We start from the raw sequence: 22399 nt of genomic DNA on the forward strand, positions 1-22399 counted from the left end.
CTCAACGAAGCTCGATGTCTCCGGCGATGGCCGCTTCGATGTGCTTGCGATCCAGCGTGCGCCCTTCGGCTGCATCGCCGATGCGGTAGAGCTGGATCACCCGCAAGTCGTAGCTCTCGCGCTCGGAAAAACACTCGTGCGCGGCGACGAGGCACTCGCGGGAGTGGGTCGTCGCGAAGACCTGGATGCCGAGCCGCTCAGCGATCTCCGCGACGCCTTTCCAGACCGTCGCGAGCGCGGTGTAGTGGATCCCGTTCTCGAGCTCGTCGATGAAGCAGATGTCCGGCTTGCGGCCGATCAGCGCCGAGACGATCGCGACCAGCCGATAGATGCCCTGGCCCGCCTGCGAGAGCGGGATGCGCTCGCGTAGGCCGACGTCGACGGCGATGAACGGCTTCGACTCGATCGCGTCGAGACGCACGGACCGGATGCGGCCATCGACCTGATTGAGCAACGAGACCAGAAGTTGTTCGTCGTCGTATGCGCGGACGGTCGCCGCGAAGGCATCGACCATCGAGTCCGGCGACCGGTGCTGCACGGATACCGCGTGAACGAAGAGCCGGGTGAACGCCTTGTCGTGAAAGAGGTGGATGTCGCCTTGCTGCCAGGCATGCTCCATGGACTCGGATCCAGCAGCAGACGTCGAGCCTCCCTTGACCAAGAGGACGCGCCTCTCCGATGGATCGGATGTCTGCGCCCTGAGCTCGGATTGTTCGACTTCTGCGCCGTGCTTCGGCAACCAGCGATAGAACCGCTCGTCGACGTCGCCTGCGTTGGCACGAAAGAGCCCTGGCAGGCCCTTGATCATGCCGGGGTTCGCCAGCAGCGTGATCGCCTCCAGCAGCGACGTCTTCCCCGTGTTGTTCTCCCCAACGACGAGGTTCACGCGACCGAGATCGCTCAACGCGAGCCGGGAAAACCCGCGAAACCGTTCGATCTCGATCGACTGGAACATACGTCGCCCTCCTGCGTGCGCCTCACGCCCCCGAAGGGTGCCAGATCGTCTTCATCTCGACGAACCGCTCGATCCACCGCGGGCTCGTCGCGCCGTCCGCGTCGAACCAGGCTGCCTCGTCGATCGATCGTGTCCGCACGCGCTTCACGTTCACGATGCCCGCCTCCTCTGCCTTGCGCGCGAGCTCGGGCGTCACGTCGTGCAGATCGAGCGCCGCCACCTCCATGTGCTTCGCGAGGTGCGGGACGAGCTCCGCCGCGCGGCCCGTCAGCACGTTGATCACGCCGCCCGGCAGATCACTCGTCGCGAGCGCCTCGCCGAGCACGAGCGCCGTGCGCGGATCCGCCTCGCTCGCCAGCACGACGGCCGTGTTGCCCGCCGTGATGATCGGCAGCACCGCGCCGAGCAGGCCGAGCAGCGCAGGACGCGCGGGCGCGACGACGCCGACCACGCCCATCGACTCGGGCACCGTGAAGTTGAAATGAGGCCCCGAGACCGGGTTCAGGCTCGAAAACAGGCTCTGGTACTTGTCCGCCCAGCCCGCGTACGAGACTACGCGATCGATCGCCGCCGCCGTCTCGCTCGCCGCGCGTGACGCCTCGAGCCCGCCACGCTCGAGCGCGCGCGAGAGCTCGCCTTGCCGCGCCTCGAGCATCTCCGCGAGCCGGTAGAGGATCTGCCCACGGTTGTAGGCCGTTCGGCTCGACCAGCCCTCCCACGCGCCGCGCGCCACGACGACCGCGTCGCGCACGTCCTTGCGGGACGCCCAGGGCACGTTCTCCTTCGTCCCTCCGAGGCTCATCGGATCCGCCACCTGGATGTACCTGCCCGACTCCGAGCGGACGAACTGCCCGCCGACCAGCATCTTGTAGGCCTTCCGCACCGACAAACGGGCCGGCGCGACGAACCCGTTCTCGCGCTCGTCCGCGCGGGCGGGCGCCCCGGCCGTGTCTTTTTCTTTCGCGCGCGCCATCAGTCCACCTCGAGATACGGCAGGAGCCCCTGCCGGCCGCCCTCGCGGCCGAAGCCGCTCTCCTTGTAACCGCCGAACGGAGAGCTCGGATCGAACTTGTTGTACGTGTTCGCCCAGACGACGCCCGCGCGTAGCCGCTGCGAGACCCAGAAGCTCTTCGAGCCCTTGTCCGTCCAGACGCCCGCGCTGAGGCCGTACATCGTGTTGTTCGCCTTCTCGATCGCCTCCTCGGGCGTGCGGAACGTCATCACCGCCAGCACCGGCCCGAAGATCTCTTCCCGCGCGATCCTGTGCGACTGCGACACACCCGTGAAGAGCGTCGGCGCGAACCAGTAGCCGCGCTCGGGCAGCTCGCACGGCGTCGAGAAGCGCGTCGCGCCTTCACGCTCGCCGGCGAGGACGAGCTCGCGGATCTTGTCGAGCTGCATCTTCGAGTTGATCGCGCCGACGTCCGTGTTCTTGTCGAGCGGATCACCCACGCGCAGCGTCTGCATGCGATCGCGGAGCTTCTGCATCAGCGGCTCGTACGCGCCCTCCTCCACGAGGAGGCGCGAGCCCGCGCAGCAGACGTGGCCCTGGTTGAAGAAGATGCCCGAGATGATGCCCTCGACGGCCTGATCGAGCGGCGCGTCCGCGAAGACGATGTTCGCCGCTTTGCCGCCGAGCTCCAGCGTCAGCTTCTTCCTCGTGCCCGAGAGCGCCTTCTGGATCCGCTTGCCGACGTCCGTCGATCCCGTGAACGCGACCTTGTCCACGTCCGGATGCGCGACGACCGCCGCGCCCGTCGCGCCCGCGCCCGTCACGACGTTCACCACGCCCGGCGGCAGATCACACTCCTCGATGATCTTCGCGAGCAGGAGCGCCGTGAGCGGCGTCGTCTCCGCGGGCTTGAGCACGCACGTGTTGCCCGCCGCGAGCGCGGGCGCGAGCTTCCACGCGGCCATGAGCAGCGGGAAGTTCCAGGGGATCACCTGCCCCGCCACGCCGAGCGGCCGCGGCGAGCGACCCGGGAAGGCGTACGCGAGCTTGTCCGCCCAGCCCGCGTAATAAAAGAAATGCGCCGCCACGAGCGGCAGATCGACGTCGCGCGACTCCTTGATGGGCTTGCCCCCGTCCATCGTCTCGACGATCGCGAGCTCGCGCGCCTTCTCCTGGATCACCCGCGCGATGCGGTAGATGTACTTGCCGCGCTCGATCCCGGAGAGCTTCGACCAGTATTTTTCGTACCCGACTCTCGCGGCCTTCACCGCGAGGTCCACGTCGCGCTCGTTGGCCTCCGCGACCTCGGCGAGCTTCTGCTCGGTCGAGGGGCTCACCGTGTCGAAGTATTTGCCCGACGACGGCGCGGTCCACTTGCCGCCGATGAAGAGCTCGTAACGTGGCTCGATGCGGACGTGATCGGCGGCCTCGGGCGCGGGCGCGTACGACCACGCCTTGCCGAAGTCGAGCGCTGCGCGCTTGCCGGGCGACGACGGCGCCGCGTGGGGCTCGCCGTTCGTACCTGCGAGGATCGTTTCCTTGGCGGTCATCGTGTCTCCTCAGTCCTTGCTGAAGTAATCGCCCGACTGGTAGGCGCCCGTGCGCTGCGTCTCGAGCTGCATGAGCACGTCGTTGAGCAACGTGGACGCGCCGAGGCGGAAGAGATCCGGCGTGAGCCAGGCGTCCCCGAGCGTCTCCTTGACGAGCACGAGGTAATGGAGCGCCTGCTTCGCCGTGCGGATCCCGCCCGCCGGCTTCATCCCGATCCGCTTGCCCGTCGCGTAGAAGAAATCGCGGATCGCCTCGAGCATCACGAGCGTGACCGCGGGCGTCGCGGCCGGCGTGACCTTGCCCGTCGACGTCTTGATGAAGTCCGCGCCCGCGAGCATCGCGATCTGGCTCGCCTCGCGCACGAGATCGTACGTGCCGAGCTCCCCCGTCTCGAGGATCACCTTGAGGTGCGCCGGCCCGCACGCCTCTTTCGTCGCCGCGATCTCGTCGAAGACACGCGTCTTCTCGCCCGCGAGCAAGGCGCCACGATCGATCACCATGTCGATCTCGTCCGCGCCCCACGCGACGGCGCGCCGCACGTCCTCGAGCTTCACGTCGAGCGCCGAGAGCCCGCTCGGGAACGCGGTCGCCACGCTCGCGACCTTCACGCGGGATCCCGCGAGCGCGCGCTTCGCCACGGGGACGAGCTTCGGGTACACGCAGATCGCAGCGCAAGGCGGCACCTCGGGCGAGGCGTGCGGCCGCATCGCCTTCTGGCAGAGCTGCGTCACCTTGCCCGGCGAGTCCTTCCCCTCGAGGGTCGTGAGGTCCATCATCGCGATGGAGAGCCGGAGCCCGAAGACCTTCGCCTCCTTCTTGATGCTGCGCTTGCCGAGGGCCGCCGCGCGCTCCTCGACCATCACCTTGTCCACGGTGGGCGCCGAGAAATCGGGGTACGTCCGCACCCCGCTCGGCCCCGCCGCGCCCTTGCCATTGCCGCCTTCTGCAGCCATCGGAGAGCCTCCGGGGGTTTGGGGGCAGAGCTCGGCTCGTCCGGGCGAGCCCCCAATCGAGAGACCGCGGACCCTACCAGATCCTACCCGCGCCGGGACATCCCTGCTAAGGGTGACGGGGTGCAGAGCGGGTCTGGCCTCGTCTTCGTCAATGGAATCCGCCTCTACATCCACCGCTTCCAGCCAGCCAGCGCCCGCCCGAGCGGCCTGACGGTCCTGCTCCTCCACGGATTCCTCGACTCGGGCGCCACGTGGGACCTCGTCGCCGAGCCCCTCGCGCGCGCGGGCCACGACGTGCTCGCGCCCGACCTCCGCGGCTTCGGCGAGAGCGACTCCGTGGGCAAAGGCGGCTACTACCACTTTCCCGATTACGTCGGAGATATCTCGGGGCTGCTCGACATCCTCGCGCCGAAGCGCCTCGCCCTCGTGGGCCACTCGATGGGCGGCGCCATCGCCGCGCTCTTCGCAGGCGCGAGCCCCCAGCGCGTCGATCACCTCGCGGTGCTCGAGGGCCTCGGCCTGCCCGGCTCCGATCCCGGCGCCGCCGTCGATCGCATGCGCACCTGGCTCGACGACCTGCGCTCGCTCGATCGCACCCCGCGGCCCGTCGGCTCGTTCGAGGAGGCCACGAATCGCCTCGCCCGCAGGCACCCGCGTGTGCCGCGCGAGATCCTGGAGAGCCGCGCCCGGCTGCTCACGCGCATGCACTCGGGCCGGCTGTCCTGGGCCTACGACCCGATGCACCGCACGACGGCGCCGATCCCCTTCCACCTCGACGCGTTCAAGTGCTTCCTCCGCCGCATCACGGCCCCCACGCTCTACGTGAGCGGCGGCGTCACGGGCCTGCGCCTGCCCGACGAGGCGGAGCGGCTCGCCTGCATCCCGCGGGCGCTGCACGTCGACCTGCCCGACGCCGGCCACATGATGCACTGGACCGCGCCCGAGGCGCTCGCCGAGCGCCTGCTGCGCTTCTTCGCCTCGCCCGAGGGCCGAAGCTCCGAGAAGGAAACGACCCATGGCTGAGATCACCCGCAAAGAGCTGATCCTCGCCCTCATCTCCGCAGGCGACAACCCGCGGCTCATGGGCGTCGATCTGTCGGGGCTCGATCTCTCGGGCCTCGCGCTCCACCGCGCCAACCTCGCCCGCGCCAACCTGAGCGGCGCGAACCTCCTCATGGCGAACCTCTTCGGCGCGAACCTGAAGGGCGCGAACCTCCGAGGCGCGAACCTCACCCGCGCCGATCTCGAAGGCGCATACCTCGCAGGCGCCAACCTGAGCGGAGCGATCCTCGTCGACGCCATCCTGACGGAGGCGAACCTGACGGACGCGAACCTCGACGGCGCCGACCTGACGCGCGCCGTCCTCGACGACGTGAAGGGGTATCGCGCCGCCTCTGATTGAATTTCCACGCGCGTGACGGCACGCTTCGTCCATGCGACGTCACCCCTTCTTGTCTTCTTCTTCCCTGCCGCTCCCCCTGCTCTCGCTCGCGCTCGCGACGGGACTGCTCCTCACGGTGTCGAGCTCCGGCTGCGGGACCGATCGCGCCTGCTTCTACTGGACCGAAGTCGAAGGCGCTTGCCCCTCGCAATCCGAGGCGCTCGACTTCTTCCAGGGCGAATTCTGCTCGGGCAGCATCACCTCCGTCGACAGCGAGCCCTCGTTCGAAGGCGACACGTGCTGCTACGACGTGACCGAGGACAGCTCGAGCTTCGCCAACTGCGTCCCCGAGCCCGGCCCCTTCCCGCCCGGGACCTCCGTCGGCGTCGGCGGCTTCGGCGGAACGGGCGGCTTCGGCGGAGCCGGCGGCTCGGCAGGCGCGGGCGGCGCGGGCGGCGTCGGCGGCGTCGAACCGACGTGCGCCTCGTGCAAGCAGTTCCTGCTCGAGGACAACCCGCCCGAGCTCTGCCCCGCGTCCGTGCCGCTCTACGAGGCCTTCACCGACTGCAAATGCCTCGGCGCCTGCGCCGACGTCTGCGGCGACGCGTGCATGTCGAGCGGGGCGCCCGCGGCCGACTGCGACAACTGCTTGCTCGACACCTCGTCACAAGGCTGCGGCATGCAGTTCTTCGCCTGCTCGAACGACGGGAACTAGAAGTTGATCTTGCCGACGTTCGGCGCCGTCGTCGTCGCGGGGGGTTTGGCGCCGCCCGTGCCCGCGGCGCCGAACGGCTTGGCCGACGACGTCCCGAGCGCCCCGGCCGGCTTCTGGCTCGGCGTCGGTTGCGGCGCCGTCGCCGTCTCGACCTCGAGGCCGTCGTCCTCCTCGCCCTGCGCCGGCGCGGCCGAGGCCGTGGGCGCAGGCGCGGCGGCAGGTCGCGGCGTCGGCGCAGGGGCCGCCGTGGGCGGGGGCGCGGCCGGCGTCGCCGTCGGCGTCGCGGCAGGCTCGGCGGGCCTGGCGTACAGGAAAAACGCGGCCGCGCCGCCCACGCCCGCCGCGAGCGCGATGAAGACGAGGCCCACGACGGTCGCCGTCGACATGCCACGTCGCTGCGAGGACGCGGGGAGCGAGACGGGCGCGGCGATGCTCGTGCTCGCGCTCGGCCCCGACGTCGGCCCGTGCGGGAGGGACGGCCGATCCTGCGCCTGCATCATCGCGGACTGCGCCTGCGCGGCCTGCTGCTGCGGGTACGGCAAGGGCGTCTGCGTGGGCGGGGGGTAGCCGGGATACGAGGTCTGCGACGGCCTCGCCTGCGGCACGCTCGCGGGCGCGAGCAGTTGCTTCGCCGCGCTGTGCTCGAAGGCCGCCGCGCGCACCGCGTCCTGCAGCGCGCGGAGCTCGGTCAGCATCTCCTCGGCCTTCTGGTAACGCATCTGCGGCCTGCGCTGCACCGCGCGCATCACCACGTTGACGAACCCCTGCGAGAGCCGATCGTTTCGCCCGGTCTGCAGCACCGCCGCGTCCTGCATCAGCTTGGCGCGCGCGAGCTCCGCGTCCTGCGCGTCGCCGAAGATGTGCCTGCCCGCGATCGCGCGGTAGAGCATCGCGCCGACGGCGTAGAGGTCGGAGCCCGCCGTCACGTCGCGCGAGTTCAGGATCTGCTCGGGCGCCATGTACTCGAGCGTCCCGAGCGCCATGTCCGCGCGCGTGAGGTTCGTCTGCTCGAGGTCCTCGCCCGCGCCGCTCTCGATGCGGCCCATGCCGAAGTCGACGATGATCGCGCGGTATTTCCCGTTCGGCTGCGGCTCCATGATGATGTTGCCGGGCTTCATGTCGCGGTGGATGACGTGCGCGCGGTGCAGATCGCGGAGCGCGTCCACCACGTCGCAGCCGACGTCGATCGCCTCCTCGACGGAGAGCCTGCGCTGGTGCAGCACCTTCGAGAGCGGCTGGCCCTCGATGTACTCCATGACGAGCACGAGCCCGACGCTCGGGTCCTCCACGAAGTCGACCACGCGCGCGACGTGATCGCTGCGGATGCGGCCGAGCAGGTTCGCCTCGCGCCGGAAACGCGCGACCACCTCGCGGTCGTAGGCAGCGGCGGCGAGCAGCGTCTTGATCGCCACTTTCATGCCGATCGCGAGGTGCTCGCCGGCCCACACCTCGCCCATGCCGCCCGCGCCGACACGCGCGTCGACACGGTACCGTCCCGCGATGATTGAGCCCGGAGCCAGATCCATACGAACGGCCATGCTAACGGAAACAGACGGCGAAACGGCAAAAGGTTAACGTGTGTCTTTCGCCACAAACGCCGGACCTCGCCGGGGCGCGTGCGTTCACGGCGCGACGGCGGTAACGGTCGTTCCGTGCAGATCGTCTTCTGTGGCACGGGCTGGTTTCCGATCGTCGACGCCATCCGCGCGCGTCTGCCCTCGGGCGTCGTGATCCGCTCGTGGGACGGGCAGCTTCCGCTCGCGACGCAGATCGAGGACGCCGACGTCCTCTTGCCGTCCAACGCGCGCTTCGACGCCGCCGTCATTGCCGCGCCGCGTAATCTCCGCCTCATCCAGCAGCCCGCGGTGGGCACCGAGGGCATCGACCTTTCGGCCGCGCGCGCCCGGGGCGTCCCCGTGTGCAACGCCCCTGGCACGAACGGGCAAGCGGTGGCGGAGGCGGCCCTCTTCTTGATCCTCGCCCTCGCGCGCCGCTTGCCTCGCGCCACGCGCGCCTTCGCCGAGCGCTCCATCGGCGCGCCGCTCGGCGTCGAGCTCGCGGGCCGCACCCTCGGGATCCTCGGCCTCGGCCGCTCCGGCATGGCGCTGGCCCGCTTCGCCGAGGCCGTCGGCATGCGTGTCCTCGCCGCCCGCAGCACGACCTCGCGCGAAGATGTCCTCGATCTCGCTGCCCGCTCCGACGTGATCAGCGTCCACTGCCCGCTCACGCCGGCGACGCGTGGCCTCGTCGGCGAGGCGTTCCTCTCGCGCGTGAAGCCCGGCGCGCTGCTGGTCAACGTGGCGCGGGGCCCGATCGTCGAGCGGGAGGCGCTGGTTCACGCGCTCGAATCGGGCAGGCTCGGCGGCGCGGGGCTCGACGTGTTCTGGGAGGAGCCGTGGGATCCGGCGGATCCGCTCTACCGGCGCGAGGACGTCGTCGTCCTGCCGCACGTGGCGGGCTCGACGGAGGAGGCGTTCGCGCGGATCGCCGACATCGTCGCGGGCAATGTGTTTCGGCTCGTCCGCGGCGAGCCATTACTCCATCGGATTGCGTGAGGACGAGCTCGGATCCGCCTCCGGCTCACGCGAGACCGAGGAAACCGAGGAAACCGAGGAGCGGTTCGAGCACGATCGCGGAGGAGGAAGGCCGGCCTGGTGCCGGGCGCACGACGGAGCGGAGCTCGTCCGGGAGTTCGGGGGAGCACCACAACGAAGGAACCGGGAGGATCGCGACGTCATCGCCCGCAACGGTTTCGACGTTCCAATGCCCGTTCCAGGCCTCCTCGTAGAGCCGCCCCGAGATGACGCGAACGAAGACGAGCGCACGATCCCCGACGGCGAGAGGGACGGCACCCCAACTGCCAGGTGCATGAACGAATTCGAAGGGCTCGCCGTCACGCACGGAGCAGCCGTGTCCATTCGAGCGAACGCGCTCGGCGATCGCGCGGAGCGTCTGCGCGCTGGAGGTCGCGACCACGCGGCAGAGGACGAGGTCATTTCGCGCGAGCTTGTCGTCCACGAAGGCGAGACCGGTCGACCGCGTCACGGGGCGAGGGTGCCCCCGAGGTGGGCGAGCGCTGCGCTGGTCCCGACCCACTCGATCGACCAATCGCGATAGGAATCCCGTAGCTCGACCGCTTGGAGCGCATCGACGAACGCCGCCCACGTCGTGCCTCGCCTGGCGACGTCCACCAGCGCCTGCTCCTCGGGGCGGAGATCGAGTCGTTCGACCTCGGGCACGCGCAGTGCGATGCCCAGCGGCCCCGGAGCGCTCGGGTCCTCCGCGTCCTCGGCGGACCAGCGAATCGCGGCGTCGAACAAGACCGCCCGCTTCGTGTCGAAATCGAGCAGGAAGCCCGCAGTGGCGGCATTCGGGCGCTCGAGGCGCTCGAGGTCCGTCACGATATCGAAGGCATAGCCGGGGCCACGCATGAAGACGGCCGTGGCGCGCTCTCCCATCCAGCGGCCGAAGTAGCAGGCGACCTTGCCACTTTTACGAATGAAGAAGAGCCCCGACATCGATGACGGCAGGTAGTCGCTCTTCGGCGAGGATACAAGGACGTCGAAGGAACGTCGTGCCGTCGCTCGACGTCGCCGCTGGCATTGGCGCTCGACGTGTTCTGGGAGGTGCCGTGGGATCCGGCGGATCCTCCCTACCAGCGCGAAGACGTCGTCGTCCTGCCGCACGTGGCGGGCTCGACGGAGGAGGCGTTCGCGCGGATCGCGGACATCGTGGCGGGCAACGTCCAGAGGCTCTTGGGCGAGGAGGCGCTGCTCCACCGGATCGCGTGAAGGGCCGGGTCGTGTTCCGCGACGGCCGGGTCGTGTTCCGCGACGGCCGAGTCGTGTTCCGCGACGGCCGGGTCGTGTTCCGCGACGGCCGGGTCGTGTTCCGCGACGGCCGAGTCGTGTTCCGCGACGGCCGAGTCGTGTTCCGCGACGGCCGAGTCGTGTTCCGCGACGGCCGGGTCGTGTTCCGCGACGGCCGGGTCGTGTTCCGCGACGGCCGAGTCGTGTTCCACAACGGCCGGGTCGCTCGCACGAAGGGCGGAGTCGCTCGCGCCAAGGGCGGAGTCGCTCGCGCCAAGGGCGGAGTCGCTCGCGCCAAGGGCGGAGTCGCTCGCGCCAAGGGCGGAGTCGCTCGCGCCAAGGGCGGAGTCGCTCGCACAAAGGGCACCATCGCTCGCGCCAAGGGCGGAGTCGCTCGCACAAAGGGCGGAGTCGCTCGCACAAAGGGCGCCATCGCTCGCGCCAAGGGCACCGTCGCTCGCGCCAAGGGCACCATCGCTCGCGCCAAGGGCACCGTCGCTCGCGCCAAGGGCACCGTCGCTCGCGCCGAGGGCACCGTCGCTCGCACCAAGGGCCGCGTCTCTCCTCTTCCTGCCATGCCGCTCGCCCATCTATCCTCCTCGATCTTCCCTTCCGTCACAGGAGGAGCCCGCCATGCGTTCCCGTTCGTTCAGTCGACTCTCGCTCGCGTTCATGATGAGCCTCCCGCTCGCCGCCTTTGCGACGGGCTGCGGGGACGACTCGACAGCCACCACCGGCACGACGAACCCGTCGGGCAGCGGCGGCTCCGGCGGCATGGGCGGCTCCGGCGGCTCGGGCGGCGCGGGCGCGACCGGCGGCATGGGCGGCGACGGCGGCTCCGGCGGACAGGAGGTCATGCGTGGCCCGGTCTCGTTCACCACGATGCCCGTCCTCACCGCGCGCGTCGGCGAGGCGTACGTGTACCCGGCAGAGGCCGTGCAGGAGAACGCGCAGCCCGGCGACACGATCACCTATTCGCTCGAGGCCAAGCCCGACGGCATGCAAGTCGATCCCACGACCGGCGAGGTCACGTGGACACCCGTCACGGGCCAGGAAGGGCCGCAGGCCGTCTCCCTCGTCGCGACCGGCCCCGACGGGCAAAACGCGAAGCAGGACTTCACCATCGAGGTCGAGCCCGCCGTCAACATCCTCGGCATCCACCCGGCGGCCGGCAGCTCCGCGGGCGGCGAGCTCGTCACGATCAGCGGCTACGGCTTCGTCGGCGCCGTCGGCGTGCTCTTCGGCGACACGCCCGCGGCCGACGTCATCGTCCTCGACGACGCCACGATCAGCGTCACCACGCCCGCCGCCATCGCCCGCACCCGCATCGTCACCCTCACCATCGACGGCCAGCCGCTCGCGACGTTCTCGCCGGGCTTCACCCACCTGCCCGTCGCCGCGTCCACCGACGTCACGCAAGCAAAACTCTCCTCCACGTTGAAGGTCCAGGGCCTCGGCTTCGACCCCGCGTCCGTCGAGGCGAACCAGCTCGCCATCCCGGGCCGCAGCGGCACGCGCCGCAAGATCGTCACGAACCAGGCGATGCCCGGCGATCTCGCCTTCGCGCTCGGCGTCGGCAACTCCGAGTCCACGCTCGCCACCGGCGCCGTGGCCATCGAGGTGAACGGCCTCCGTTCGAACTGGCTCCCGCTCACGATCACCGACGCCTCGATCCCCGCCGAGCTCACGGTCACGGCCGTCGACGCGCCCCACGCGCCCGGCGAGAACATGACCCTGCTCGGCGCCGGCTTCCTCGGCGTACAGCCCGCGGAGCTCACCGTCACCTTCGCCGGCTCGGCCGCGCCTGCGCCCGTCACCTCGATCAACGCCGCCGGCACCCAGGTCGTCGTCACCGTCCCCGCGGACGCCGTCACCGGCCCGATCACCCTCGCGGCGCCCATGCGTTTGCCCGCGCGGAGCTACGTCGCGGCCACGATCACCGGCACCACGCCCGCGCTCAGCGTGCTCGACACGACCCCGGCCGGCGGCGCCCCCGGCAGCGCGCTCGTCCTGCGCGGCACGGGCTTCGCCGCCGATCCCGCGATGAACAAGGTCACCTTCGACGGCATGGAGGCCGAGGTCCTCTCCGCCGAGCCCGATCGCCTCGTCGTCGAGGTCCCCGCCGTCGACTTCGGCCCGGCCGAGGTCCTCGTCGAAGCGGACGGACAAACCACGGTCGCGGCCGTCTTCGGCGTCACGGGTGGCTTCGAGATCCTCGCGGGCGGCGGGCCCGAGGAGGACGAGATCGGCGACGGTCAGGATCCCCTGCTCGCCTCGATCGAGGGCTCGTTCGTCACGACGGACGCCGCGAACAACTACTACATCGCCGACCGCAAGCGCGTGCGCGTCATCAACAACGGCGCCGCGCCCCTCACGATGTTCGGCAAGACCATCCAGCCGAAGACGATCCAGACGATCGCCACGGGACCCGAAGGCGTCGGCACGGTCGTGATCCACCCCGTCACCGGGGACGCGTACTTCGCGAGCAACTTCCGCATCTTCCACGCGAAGCGCACCGACGGCTCCGTCACGCAATACGCCGGCACGCAGTCGTCCGGCAACGGCGGCGATGGCGGCAATCGCCTCGCCGCGAGCTTCAACGGCATCAGCGACCTCGCCTTCACGGCCGATGGCTCGATCCTGCTCATCGCCGACAACAACAACGGCACGATCCGCGCGATCAACACGACGGGCACGGCCACCGCCGCGTGGGGCGTGAACATCGCGGCCGACGCGGTCCAGCCGATCGCCAACATCGGCGTCTCCAACCCGCTCACCGTGACCCTCGACGCCGAGGGCAACCTCTACACGGCGTCCGCGATCCAGGTCCGCAAGATCCCCGCGGACAGACCGCCGATCGGCGATCCGATGTACGTCGAGAGCGTGGCCCTCGCGGGCGGGGGCAACTTCTCGAGCCTGCCCGCGGAGGGTTGCCCTGCGCTCTCCATGCCCCTCGGCATCAACGACGGCGCCGTGGTCGATCCGGTCCGCGGGGATCTGCTCATCGGCAGCCGCCATGGCCTCATCCGCCGCATCCGCCCGGCCGGCGGGAGCCTGCCCGCGGCGCTCGACGAGGGCGACTGCGTCGACTTCGTCGCCGGGAGCTGGGACATGGGCGCGGCCATCCCCAACGCCGGCTACGCGGGCGACGGCGGCCCCGCGAAGAGCGCCACGTTCGCGCTCTTCTCGCGCCCCTTCGTCGATCGGAGCGGCTCGCTCCTCGTGCTCAGCGAGGGCCGCCTGCGCCGCGTCCTCTTCGACGCCGCGGGGGATCCGGGCCTCGTCGAGACCATCGCCGGCACGGGCCCGGCGAAGCTCGACAACATGCCCGCGCTCTCGCTCCGCGCGCTGAACAGCCTGAGCGCCATCCGCGTCGACGCAGCGAACGACCGCTACATCTACACCTCGGGCGCGCTCGTCGTGGCGCAGGATCGCACGACGAACCTGCTCACGACCCTCGCCGGCACGGGCTACACCGGCAACACCATCGGCCCGGATGGCCTCGCCACGTCCTCCGATCTGGCCGCCCTGCGCGGCTTCGAGCTCGCGGGCGGCGCGGTCTACCTCATGGAGGCGACGCTGCCGCGCCTGTCGAAGATCGACCTCACGACGGGCTTGATCGAAGTCGTCGCGGGCGACGGCCGCGCCGCCACGACCGCCGAGCAGCAGGCGGCGGGCCTCGCCGCCGCCGCGCGTGTCGCCATCAACACGGGCGCCGGCAAGGCCGTCGTCGGCCCGAGCGGCGCGCTCTACTTCGCCGACGCGAGCGTGCTGCGCGTCGTCAACGTCACGAACCAGGCCCTCACCACCTTCGGCGTCACGCTCGAGCCCGGCCACATCGACGACATCCCGCTCAGCCTCGGGCCGAACATCAGCGGCATCGCCTTCGCTTCGAACGGCGATCTCTACGTCGCGTCGTACGATTCGAACGCGGTGCGCCGCGTCCCCGCCGCGGGCCCCTTCACCGCGGAGACCGTGCTCGCCGGCGACAGCCAGCGCTACGGCCTCGCCAAGCCCGGCGTCGCCGCCGACCTGCGCCTGAACCGCCCGAGCGACATCACGTTCCTGCCGACGGGCGAGCTCGTCATCGCCAACGATTTCGGCAACACGCTGATCGCCGTCGAGCCCGACGCGAGCGGCATGATCGGCCCGACGAGCCGCTTCGCGCACGTCTTCGGCAGCGGCGCGCCGGGCCGCATCACGAGCGGCGCGCCGGCCCTCGCCGTCGCCCCGCGGGGCGTCCGTGCCATCAGCGTGGATGGCACGGACCTCGTCCTCATCGCTGGCGAGCGCGTGGTCCGACTGGTGATGCCTTGAAGATCGAATCCTCCGCGGGCGCCACCTCGCAGGCCCCGATGCTGTGCTGACCCTTCCCCCGCCTCCGGCGTGATTTCCCCAAGAAATCCTGGCGCTCGTCGACCGGATCGTCCATCGCGCCCCGGGCCGCCGGCGACGCCGGCAGGAGCGTGAAATCGCCCCTCGCCGGATCCCTGAAGAGCTGCGACATCGACAGGGAGAGCGAATGCTTGTCCTGGCCGAGCTTCTTGCGCCAGTGCGCGAGCGGCCGCACGTCGTCGCCCAGGGCCACGCGGTCGAGGACGTTCCCGTCGCTCTCGACGAGCTTCGCGTCTTTCTCCGTCACGAGCTCGAGCCCCGCGCGCCGCTTGTCCTGATGGAGCAGGATGTTGTTGCGCACCACGTTCGGCCCCACGCTCAGCCGGAGCTGCAGCGCGTGCCGCGCCCCGCTCGGCATCACCACCGTGTTGTGCGCGATCGTCAGCCCCTTCGGACCAAAACGGCCGTCCCCGTCCGCGTCCTTGTCCACCTCCGTCCCGTCTTCGTCCCCGAACGCCGCGATCCCCGACGCGGCGTTGTCGTAGAGCACGTTCCCCTGGACGATCGAGTCGTGCACGCCGTCGAGGTTGATGGCCGCGCCGCGCCGTTTGTTCTGGTTGGCGAGCGCGCCGCTGCCATTGCCGATGATCAGGTTGCGCTCGATCGACGCCCCGGTCACGAGCCCGTCGGCCACGCCGTCGTACAAGGGCTTGCCGTACTTGTCGACCTCGGGCTTCTCCCGCATGTCGGCGTTGATCTGGATGCCGCAGCCGTCGTTGTCGCGTACCACGTTCGCCCGGATGACGGGCCTGTCGCCGCTGTTCGACACGTAGATCCCGTGCTCGCGCCGGCTCCTGCGGGTCTCGTTGTGCTCGATGGTCAGGTCGTCCGCGAACGACGAGAAGATCCCCCAGCGCCCGTTGTCGAAATACGACCCGTTCCGGATCGTGACGTTCTTCCCGTAAAACACCGCGACCGCGGCCCGGGGCGCGCCCTGCGACGCGATCCCGTCGAGGACGACGTGGCGCGCGTTCCGGAGGATGATGTTGTCCCGGCAATGGTACTTGTTCTTGCAATCGCGATCCGGGTTCACCATGGCGCGCCTGCCGATGGCGAATATCGTGATCGGCCGCCCCGGCTCGCCGCGGAGCCCGTCCACGGTGAAGCGCTCGTATTCCCCGTCTTCCACGAGCAGCACGTCGCCCGGCGCCGTCGCGAGCTTCACGCCGCGCTGGATTTGCCGGCAAGGGTGGGCATCCGAGCAATCGTTGACGTCGTTGCCGAGCGGGGAAACCCGGAATCGCCTCCCGCCCGAGGGCGGCACGGACCTGTCCTTCGCGGGCCCCACCGCCGCGAGGTTCTGCATTCGCGGCGGCCCCGCGTGGGCCTCGGTCGACGTCCCCGCGTCGTGGTCGCCGGGCGAGGCCGAGCGCGAGCACGCAAGGAGCAAGACAAGCGGAGCGGCGCCCAAGAGAACACGCATCACAGCACCTCCGCGTGGCGTGAAAGGTAGCGCCGTCATCGGCACCGTCACGATAAAACGCGAGACAACATACAAACCTGCCGTCCGGGACGCGGAGGAGACCGTCCACGGCGGGGCGGGTTCGTCCGAAGCGCGTACCCGAGCGCACCTCGCCTGCCTGGACGAACCTCCCCGAACACCCCCTCGACCCGCGCGCGTGATGCGCCTAGACTCGCGCCGCCTCGTCACGGGACGCGGCATCCCATCCATCCATTTCCCCCTCTCCCTGGAGTCAGCCGTGGCCGCCGGACGAACGCGCGTTCAATACGATTGCAACAAGTGCGTGGCATTTTGCTGCTCCATCTACGAGCGCGTCGAGGTGACGACCAAGGACGTCAAGCGGCTCGCCGCCCATTTTGGCGTCACCCCCGAGGTCGCCGAAAAACGCTTCACCGTGCACCGATTCGGCGGCCGCATCCTCCGCCGCAAGAGGGACCCGTTCTTCGGCAAGGCCTGCAAATTCCTGCACCCCGAGACCCGCGGCTGCACCATCTACGAAGGCCGCCCCCAGGCCTGCCGCGAATACCCCGGAAAGAGCCGCTGCGGCTACTACGAGGTCCTCCAATTCGAACGCGAGATCCAGGACGACCCCACCATCGTCCCCATCGTCCGCCTCACCTTCAAGAAGCAGCTCCTCAAAGCCGCCCGCTGATCCCGCCTCCTGCAGGCGAGATCACCGACCCCCCCACGACGCGTGCTCGACCACGCGATCCCCCGCCCTCACCGCCAATCTACACCTCCGGCGTGATTTTTCACGAATAGCTCCTCCGCGGCGATGACGCGTGGTGTCGTCTTTTTGATCGCAGGGCTCGGCCCCCTTGCGTGCCTCGCCTGCCTTTTCGTAGGCTGGGCCAATGGCGATCCTCGATCTCTCCTTCGAGTCCGGCGAGCAGAGCCTCTCGGTGCGGCACTTCTCGGTGCACGAGGGCATCTCCACGCTCTTCAGCGCCAGCGTCGTGGCGCGCTCGCCGAAGGAGGACATCGACCTCGAATCGCTCGTCGGCAAGGCCGGAGGCCTGCTCGCGATCGGCAACCTCAACGTGCCGCGCGCGTGGACCGGCGTCGTCAGCCACGCCGAGCAGATCGACGTCGAGCCGCCGACGGGCACCTCGCTCGGACTCTCGACCTACCTCATCCGCATCGTGCCCACGATGTGGCTGCTCACGCAGCGCAAGGGCAACCGCATCTTCCAGAAGATGTCGATCCCCGACATCGTGAAGAAGATCCTCGGCGAGTACGGCATCGAGCCGAAGATGAAGCTCTCCGAGCCGCACCCCGAGCACGAGTACCGCGTCCAGTACGGCGAGACCGATTTCGCCTTCGTGAGCCGCCTGCTCGAGGAAGAGGGCATCTCGTACTGGTTCGGCCAGGCGCTCCGCGGCAACACGCTGCTCACCGAGCTGCACGTCTGCGACGCGCCCACGCGCGGCGAGGCGCGCCCGCCCATCCGCCACGCGGAGAACCCGAACCAGCCGGGCAACAACGAGTGGATGTGCCGCGTCCACCTCGCCCACCAGGTCCGCCCCGGCGCCGCGATGATCCGCGACTACGACTTCGAAAAACCCAAGTTCCTCCTCCGCGGCGAGGCCGAGAAGACGAAGAAGGAGGACTTCTTCGAGCAATACGTCTACGAGCACGGCGCCTTCACCGACGACAAGGAGGGCAAGCGCCGCGCGGACATCCTCCTCGAGGCCGAGCGCCGCACGAAGCGCGTCGTCTCCTACGAGGCGAACGCGTTCGATCTCGCGCCCGGCGTGATCTTCAGCATCGACAACCACCCGCGCGAGGACCTCGACCCGAGCAAGAAGCTGCTCGTGCTCGAGGCGCTGCACGAGGGCACGCCCGACGGCGAGTGGACGCTCTCCGGCGAGGCCACGTTCACCGACGTGTTGCACAGGCCCGCGCAGCGCACGCCGCGCCCCAAGATCAACGGCCTGCAGAGCGCGTTCGTCGTCGGGCCGAAGGGCGAGGAGATCTACACCGACGAGTACGGCCGCGTGCGCGTGCAGTTCCACTGGGATCGCGACGGCAAGTACGACGAGAACTCGACCTGCTGGATCCGCGTGAGCCAGGGCTGGGCCGGCGCCGCGTACGGCATGATGACGATCCCGCGCGTCGGGCAGGAGGTGCTCGTCGGCTTCTGGGAGGGGAACCCGGACGAACCCGTCATCGTCGGCCGCCTCTACAACGGCAAGAACCGCGTCCCGTACAAGCTGCCCGACGAGAGGACGAAGAGCACCTGGAAGACGAACAGCTCGCCGACGAACGGCGGCTTCAACGAGATCATGTTCGAGGACAAGGCGGGCAAGGAGCTCTTGTTCGTCCAGGCGCAGCGTGATCTCTCGAAGCTCGTGAAGCGCAACGAGACCGAGCGCACCGGCGCGAACCGCACGATGGTCGTGGGCGCGAACCGGTCGAGCGTCGTCGGCGCCGTCGACACCACGCTCGTCGGCTCGAAGTACACGCTCCTCATGGCCAAGCCCAAGGACCTCAAGGTCGAGGCCATGGGCAACCCCGACGTCGAGAAGCAGGAGACCATGATCGAGATGGTCGACGGCAAGATCACGCTGACCACGGGCAAGGCCACGATCGTGCTCGACGGACCCACGATCACGCTCAAGGCCGACGGCAACATCAAGCTGAACGCGGGCGGCGAGGTCGTCATCCACGGCGGCCCGTTCGTGAAGATCAACTGCTAGGAGCCCGCCATGCCGCAAGCCGCACGCAAAGGCGATCTGACGGTCCACGGCGGCGTGATCGCCGAGGGTTCGCCCGACGTCACGATCGGCGGGATGCCCGCCGCGCGCCTGATCGACAAACACATCTGCCCGCTGCACGGACCCGGGCCCGTCACGAAGACCTCGGAGACGGTCTTCATCAACAAGGTCGGCGTCGCGCGCGTGGGCGACGCGTGCACGTGCATGGCGCCCTCCACGGCCCTCGGCGGGGGCAACGCCGAAAAACCCGACCAGGGATCGTGGAAGCTCAACGCGGACGGCGTCGCCACGCGAGAGAGCAAGGTCGAGGGCGAGGGCACGGGCAAGTCGCTCAGAGAGGCGGTCGACAACGCGGCCGACGACGCGCTCGGCAACGCGATGAGCCCCGATCCGAAGGCCAACCAGTGGCAACCCAAGGTCGCGGTCGGCGCCAACCGCGAGCTCTGGAGCGCGACGACCATCCCCAAGGGCCACGACGGCAAACCCCTCGACAACTACACGGACTGGTTCTCGGGCTCGACGCAGGGTTCCATCGGGGCAAACGCCGAGTTCGAGAGCGTTCGCGACATGAAGGCGAACGCCGGCGGCAAGGCCGAGATCGAGGGCTCGCTCTTCCGCGCGGCGGGCAAGGCCGGCGACGCGGACGGGTGGGGCGAGGTCTCGGGCGAGGCGAAGGTCCTCACGGCGAAGGCCGACGCAAACGCGGGCGGGCAGTTCGAGGTCAAGGACGGGAGGGTCGAGGCGGCGTACGTCGAAGCGGGCGCAGGCGCGGGCGCGTCGGTCGTCGAGGGCAAGGTCTCGGGGAAGAAGTCCGTGACGCTCTTCGGCCTCAAGATCAGCGCGGAGGGCGAGGGCTCGGGGGCGCTGCTCACGGCGGAGGCGCGCGCGAGCGCGTTCGCGGGTTACCGCGACGGCAAGTTCCAGATGGGGTTCGGCGCGAAGGTCGGCGCGTTGCTCGCGGGCCTCGGCTTCAAGCTCAACATCACGATCGAGCGGGCCGAGGAGGAGAAAAAAGAGCCGAAGGAGATCCCCGGCATGCCCGGCGTGATCGGCATCGACACGATCGCGATCGGCTGCATGACCGTGCTCATCGGCGGCAACCCGCCCGCGTACCGCCCCGGCGCGCCCGCGCCGGACAAGGCGCCCGGCGTCATCGTCGACGCGATCGGCATCCGCAACAAATCCCAGGCGATGACGCTCAAGGCCGCGAAGCGCGCGGCCTCGCCGTTCACGCCGATCAAGTGTGATTTCTGAGGGGGAACGAGGCTCGATGGACACCGGCATACACGAGCGCGAGTCTCCCCTCGTCACGACCGCGGCCTTCGCCGACGGGATCGAGCGCCTCGCGGCTTCGGGTCGCCTCTTCGCCGCGGTCGACGCGGCCGACGCGCCGTACGTCGCGGAGAAGGCCGCCGAAGCCGGCCCCCTCGGCGCCGTCTGTCTCTACAAACCGCGGGACGCGGCCGAGTGGGCTGACGCGGCGCCGTACCTCTTCCAGGTCGATTCTGCGGCGTGGACGTGGCTGCGCGAGGGCCTCGCAGAGGATCCGAGCCTCTGCGTCTTCGTGATCGCCGACACGAACCTCGAGGGCGTGCGGCGGCATTTTCGCCGCTACCTCGTGGTCCAGTCGCCGGCGGGCACGAAGATGAACTTCCGCTTCTACGATCCGCGCGTGCTCGTCACGTGGCTCGACTGCTGCACGGCGCTCGAGCTCGACGATTTCTACGGCCCGGTGAGCGAGTTCGGCATCCCCACGGAGGACGGCCTCGGCGCGCTCTTCTGGAAGCGCGTCATCGAGGGCGCGCCGCGGCGGCGCGAGGACGTGCTCTACAAGCTCCGCCCCGCGCAGATGCGCGCCTTCTCGAAGGCGACCGAGGAGCGCTTCACCGATCGCACGGTGAATTTCCTCCAGGCGCAGTTCCCGGACGCGCGGGAGGAGCCGAGGCCCCAGCTCAAGTTCTTCGTCGCGGACCAGATCGACAGGGCGCGCTCGATGCACGGGTTCTCGACCGAGCTCGAGCTCGTGACATACGTCATCACGGCCTGGGCGCTCGGCGGTGATTTCGACACGGCGATGCCTGCCGTGGCGGAGACGCTCGCGGCCAAGCACCTCTCGTCCGGTGACAAGGCCGCGTGGATCTCGGAGTTCACGCGCAAGCTTCTTCGTACGCTCGAGGAGACCTGAGTCATGCCGGGTGGCAATCTTCTGCAGAGAGCTTGGAGCACGGCCTCGAACGCCGCCAAGAAGACGGCCGGCGCGATCACCGGCGGCGCGAAGGCGATCGGCGACGGCATCGTCAGCGGCGCGAAGGCCGTGGGCAATGCCGCGGTCGCGATCAAGGACGGCATCAAGGAGGGCGTCCGCAGCGGGACACGCGCCGTCGCCGACGCCGGCTACAACGCCCTCGGCGCGGGCAAGGACGCGCTCGACTCCGGGGCGAAGAAGGTCAGCGACGCCTACGGCAAGGCCAAAGAGTTCTTCACGGGCCAGCCGCCCGCGCAGCCCTGTATTGCTTGCACCGGGAAGGACGTCGATCACGACGGCTCGCTCTTCGGCTACGTGAACGGTCAATGCAAGCCGCTCACGGACAAGGGCCAGCCAGTCACGCCCGACGACGTCGCGAAGGCGAAGCAGGCCGGATACAACCCGGTCACGAACAAGGGCGACCGCGCGGACAAGAAAGGCGCGGCCGACGAGGGGGATTACAACACCTCGGCGGAGACGTCCGAGTGCTGCAAGAAATGCAACGCGGGCAAACCGCCGCGGACCATCTTCTACGTCAATGGCATCAACACGGACCGCGACGCGCATTGCAAGACGCTGAAGCAGATCGGCGACATGACGTGCGCGACGGTCATCGGCGTGTACAACGCGACCGAGGGGTTCGCGCGTGACGCGCAGCAGACGTCGAAGGATCGCCGCTTGATCCGCGAGGCCGCGGCGGGCAAGAAGGACCTCACCACGGACGGCCGCAACCCCGCGGTGAACACGCTGAGCGATCTCGTCGTGCAGGAGCGCGAGGCGGGCAGGCCCGTCGAGATCTTCGCCCACAGCCAGGGCGGCGCCGTGACGAGCCTCGCGCTCTTCGACGCGAACAACGAGCTCAAGGCGGGCTCGTCCGCGCCGAACGCCGGGCTCGACGGGAACGTGAAGGTCACGAGCTTCGGCTCTGCGGCGCCGCAATGGGTGCAGGGCCCGGACTACGAGCATTACGTCCACGTGAACGACGCGACGCCGATGGTCTTCGGCCTCGGCGACAAGAAGAGCGACCATGACAAGTACGCGAACGGAGACGTCGTCCTCTTCTCGGGCGAGCGCGGCCAGAAGGCCGATTTCGCGATGGATGGGCAGAAGCTCGACAAGAACTGGCTGCCGGGCATGACCGAATACCACGGCATCGACGACGACCTGTACTTCAAGGCGTACAACCAGAAGCAGAAGGCCGACAAGACCGGCGACACCTGCGGCTGCGGCAAGAACAAGTGATCTCGCTCGGAGAGAGGCGCTA

The 22399-nt window shown here is 69.5% G+C and carries 19 protein-coding genes; 11 read left to right on the plus strand and 8 right to left on the minus strand.

Annotated features, from left to right (window positions below):
* Position 1 precedes the first annotated feature (1 nt).
* The 4 genes from GF068_RS05305 to deoC all read right to left on the minus strand — a co-directional run bounded on the left by GF068_RS05305 (position 2) and on the right by deoC (position 4411).
* Positions 2-955, minus strand: a complete 954-nt coding sequence (locus GF068_RS05305) for an AAA family ATPase (RefSeq protein ID WP_153818145.1) — start codon at positions 953-955, stop codon at positions 2-4.
* A 22-nt stretch (positions 956-977) separates the two neighbouring features.
* Positions 978-1820: an aldehyde dehydrogenase family protein gene (locus GF068_RS05310; protein WP_153818392.1), complete on the minus strand. Its 843-nt coding sequence runs from the start codon at positions 1818-1820 to the stop codon at positions 978-980.
* A gap of 107 nt (positions 1821-1927) precedes the next feature.
* Positions 1928-3457, minus strand: coding sequence for an aldehyde dehydrogenase family protein (locus tag GF068_RS05315; protein ID WP_153818146.1), 1530 nt, complete (start codon positions 3455-3457; stop codon positions 1928-1930).
* 9 nt (positions 3458-3466) lie between these two features.
* Positions 3467-4411, minus strand: coding sequence for a deoxyribose-phosphate aldolase (gene deoC, locus GF068_RS05320; protein ID WP_153818147.1), 945 nt, complete (start codon positions 4409-4411; stop codon positions 3467-3469).
* A 120-nt stretch (positions 4412-4531) separates the two neighbouring features.
* Between deoC and GF068_RS05325 the strand changes: the two genes are divergently transcribed.
* The 3 genes from GF068_RS05325 to GF068_RS44125 are packed head-to-tail and all read left to right on the plus strand — an operon-like array spanning position 4532 to position 6507.
* Positions 4532-5434, plus strand: a complete 903-nt coding sequence (locus GF068_RS05325; RefSeq protein WP_338046234.1) for an alpha/beta fold hydrolase — start codon at positions 4532-4534, stop codon at positions 5432-5434.
* Positions 5427-5813 carry a pentapeptide repeat-containing protein gene (locus GF068_RS05330; RefSeq protein WP_153818149.1) on the plus strand — a complete coding sequence of 129 codons (387 nt, stop codon included), beginning with the start codon at positions 5427-5429 and terminating at the stop codon, positions 5811-5813. Before GF068_RS05325 ends, GF068_RS05330 begins: the two co-directional genes overlap by 8 nt.
* 31 nt (positions 5814-5844) lie before the next feature.
* On the plus strand, positions 5845-6507 hold the full coding sequence (locus GF068_RS44125; RefSeq protein ID WP_206079396.1) for a hypothetical protein: 663 nt from the start codon (positions 5845-5847) through the stop codon (positions 6505-6507).
* On the opposite strand, the gene GF068_RS05340 is transcribed toward GF068_RS44125, so the two are convergent.
* The gene (locus GF068_RS05340) at positions 6504-8033 is read right to left on the minus strand and encodes a serine/threonine-protein kinase (RefSeq protein WP_170319310.1); all 1530 of its coding nucleotides are present in this window, start codon (positions 8031-8033) and stop codon (positions 6504-6506) included. The two genes, GF068_RS44125 and GF068_RS05340, sit on opposite strands and share 4 nt — an antisense overlap.
* 126 nt (positions 8034-8159) lie before the next feature.
* Here GF068_RS05340 and GF068_RS05345 point away from each other — a divergent pair, with 126 nt between their 5' ends.
* Positions 8160-9062, plus strand: a complete 903-nt coding sequence (locus GF068_RS05345) for an NAD(P)-dependent oxidoreductase (RefSeq protein WP_153818151.1) — start codon at positions 8160-8162, stop codon at positions 9060-9062.
* Positions 9063-9087: 25 nt separating this feature from the next.
* On the opposite strand, the gene GF068_RS05350 is transcribed toward GF068_RS05345, so the two are convergent.
* Entirely contained in the window at positions 9088-9552 is a 465-nt protein-coding gene (locus tag GF068_RS05350) for a hypothetical protein (RefSeq protein WP_153818152.1), read from the minus strand.
* A complete protein-coding gene (locus GF068_RS05355; RefSeq protein ID WP_153818153.1) occupies positions 9549-10025 on the minus strand; it encodes a hypothetical protein in 477 nt (158 codons plus the stop codon). Before GF068_RS05355 ends, GF068_RS05350 begins: the two co-directional genes overlap by 4 nt.
* An 84-nt stretch (positions 10026-10109) precedes the next feature.
* Between GF068_RS05355 and GF068_RS05360 the strand changes: the two genes are divergently transcribed.
* Positions 10110-10298 carry a hypothetical protein gene (locus GF068_RS05360; RefSeq protein WP_153818154.1) on the plus strand — a complete coding sequence of 63 codons (189 nt, stop codon included), beginning with the start codon at positions 10110-10112 and terminating at the stop codon, positions 10296-10298.
* Positions 10299-10949: 651 nt separating this feature from the next.
* The gene (locus GF068_RS05365; protein ID WP_153818155.1) at positions 10950-14633 is read left to right on the plus strand and encodes an IPT/TIG domain-containing protein; all 3684 of its coding nucleotides are present in this window, start codon (positions 10950-10952) and stop codon (positions 14631-14633) included.
* On the opposite strand, the gene GF068_RS05370 is transcribed toward GF068_RS05365, so the two are convergent.
* The gene (locus GF068_RS05370; protein WP_170319312.1) at positions 14593-16134 is read right to left on the minus strand and encodes a right-handed parallel beta-helix repeat-containing protein; all 1542 of its coding nucleotides are present in this window, start codon (positions 16132-16134) and stop codon (positions 14593-14595) included. The two genes, GF068_RS05365 and GF068_RS05370, sit on opposite strands and share 41 nt — an antisense overlap.
* Before the next feature lie 277 nt (positions 16135-16411).
* Between GF068_RS05370 and GF068_RS05375 the strand changes: the two genes are divergently transcribed.
* The 5 genes from GF068_RS05375 (at position 16412) to GF068_RS05395 (ending at position 22377) form a co-directional block, all read left to right on the plus strand.
* Complete coding sequence (locus GF068_RS05375) at positions 16412-16825, plus strand: YkgJ family cysteine cluster protein (RefSeq protein WP_338046235.1); 414 nt, start codon at positions 16412-16414, stop codon at positions 16823-16825.
* Between the two features lie 202 nt (positions 16826-17027).
* Positions 17028-18872 carry a type VI secretion system Vgr family protein gene (locus GF068_RS05380; protein WP_153818157.1) on the plus strand — a complete coding sequence of 615 codons (1845 nt, stop codon included), beginning with the start codon at positions 17028-17030 and terminating at the stop codon, positions 18870-18872.
* 9 nt (positions 18873-18881) lie between these two features.
* Positions 18882-20144 (plus strand): PAAR domain-containing protein, encoded by a 1263-nt coding sequence (locus tag GF068_RS44130; RefSeq protein ID WP_206079397.1) that lies wholly within the window; start codon positions 18882-18884, stop codon positions 20142-20144.
* 16 nt (positions 20145-20160) lie between these two features.
* Entirely contained in the window at positions 20161-21075 is a 915-nt protein-coding gene (locus GF068_RS05390; protein ID WP_153818158.1) for a DUF4123 domain-containing protein, read from the plus strand.
* A 3-nt stretch (positions 21076-21078) separates the two neighbouring features.
* The gene (locus tag GF068_RS05395) at positions 21079-22377 is read left to right on the plus strand and encodes a hypothetical protein (RefSeq protein WP_153818159.1); all 1299 of its coding nucleotides are present in this window, start codon (positions 21079-21081) and stop codon (positions 22375-22377) included.
* Positions 22378-22399: the final 22 nt, after the last annotated feature.

The organism is Polyangium spumosum (assembly GCF_009649845.1).
In the GTDB taxonomy this organism is placed as follows: Bacteria; Myxococcota_A; Polyangia; order Polyangiales; family Polyangiaceae; genus Polyangium; species Polyangium spumosum.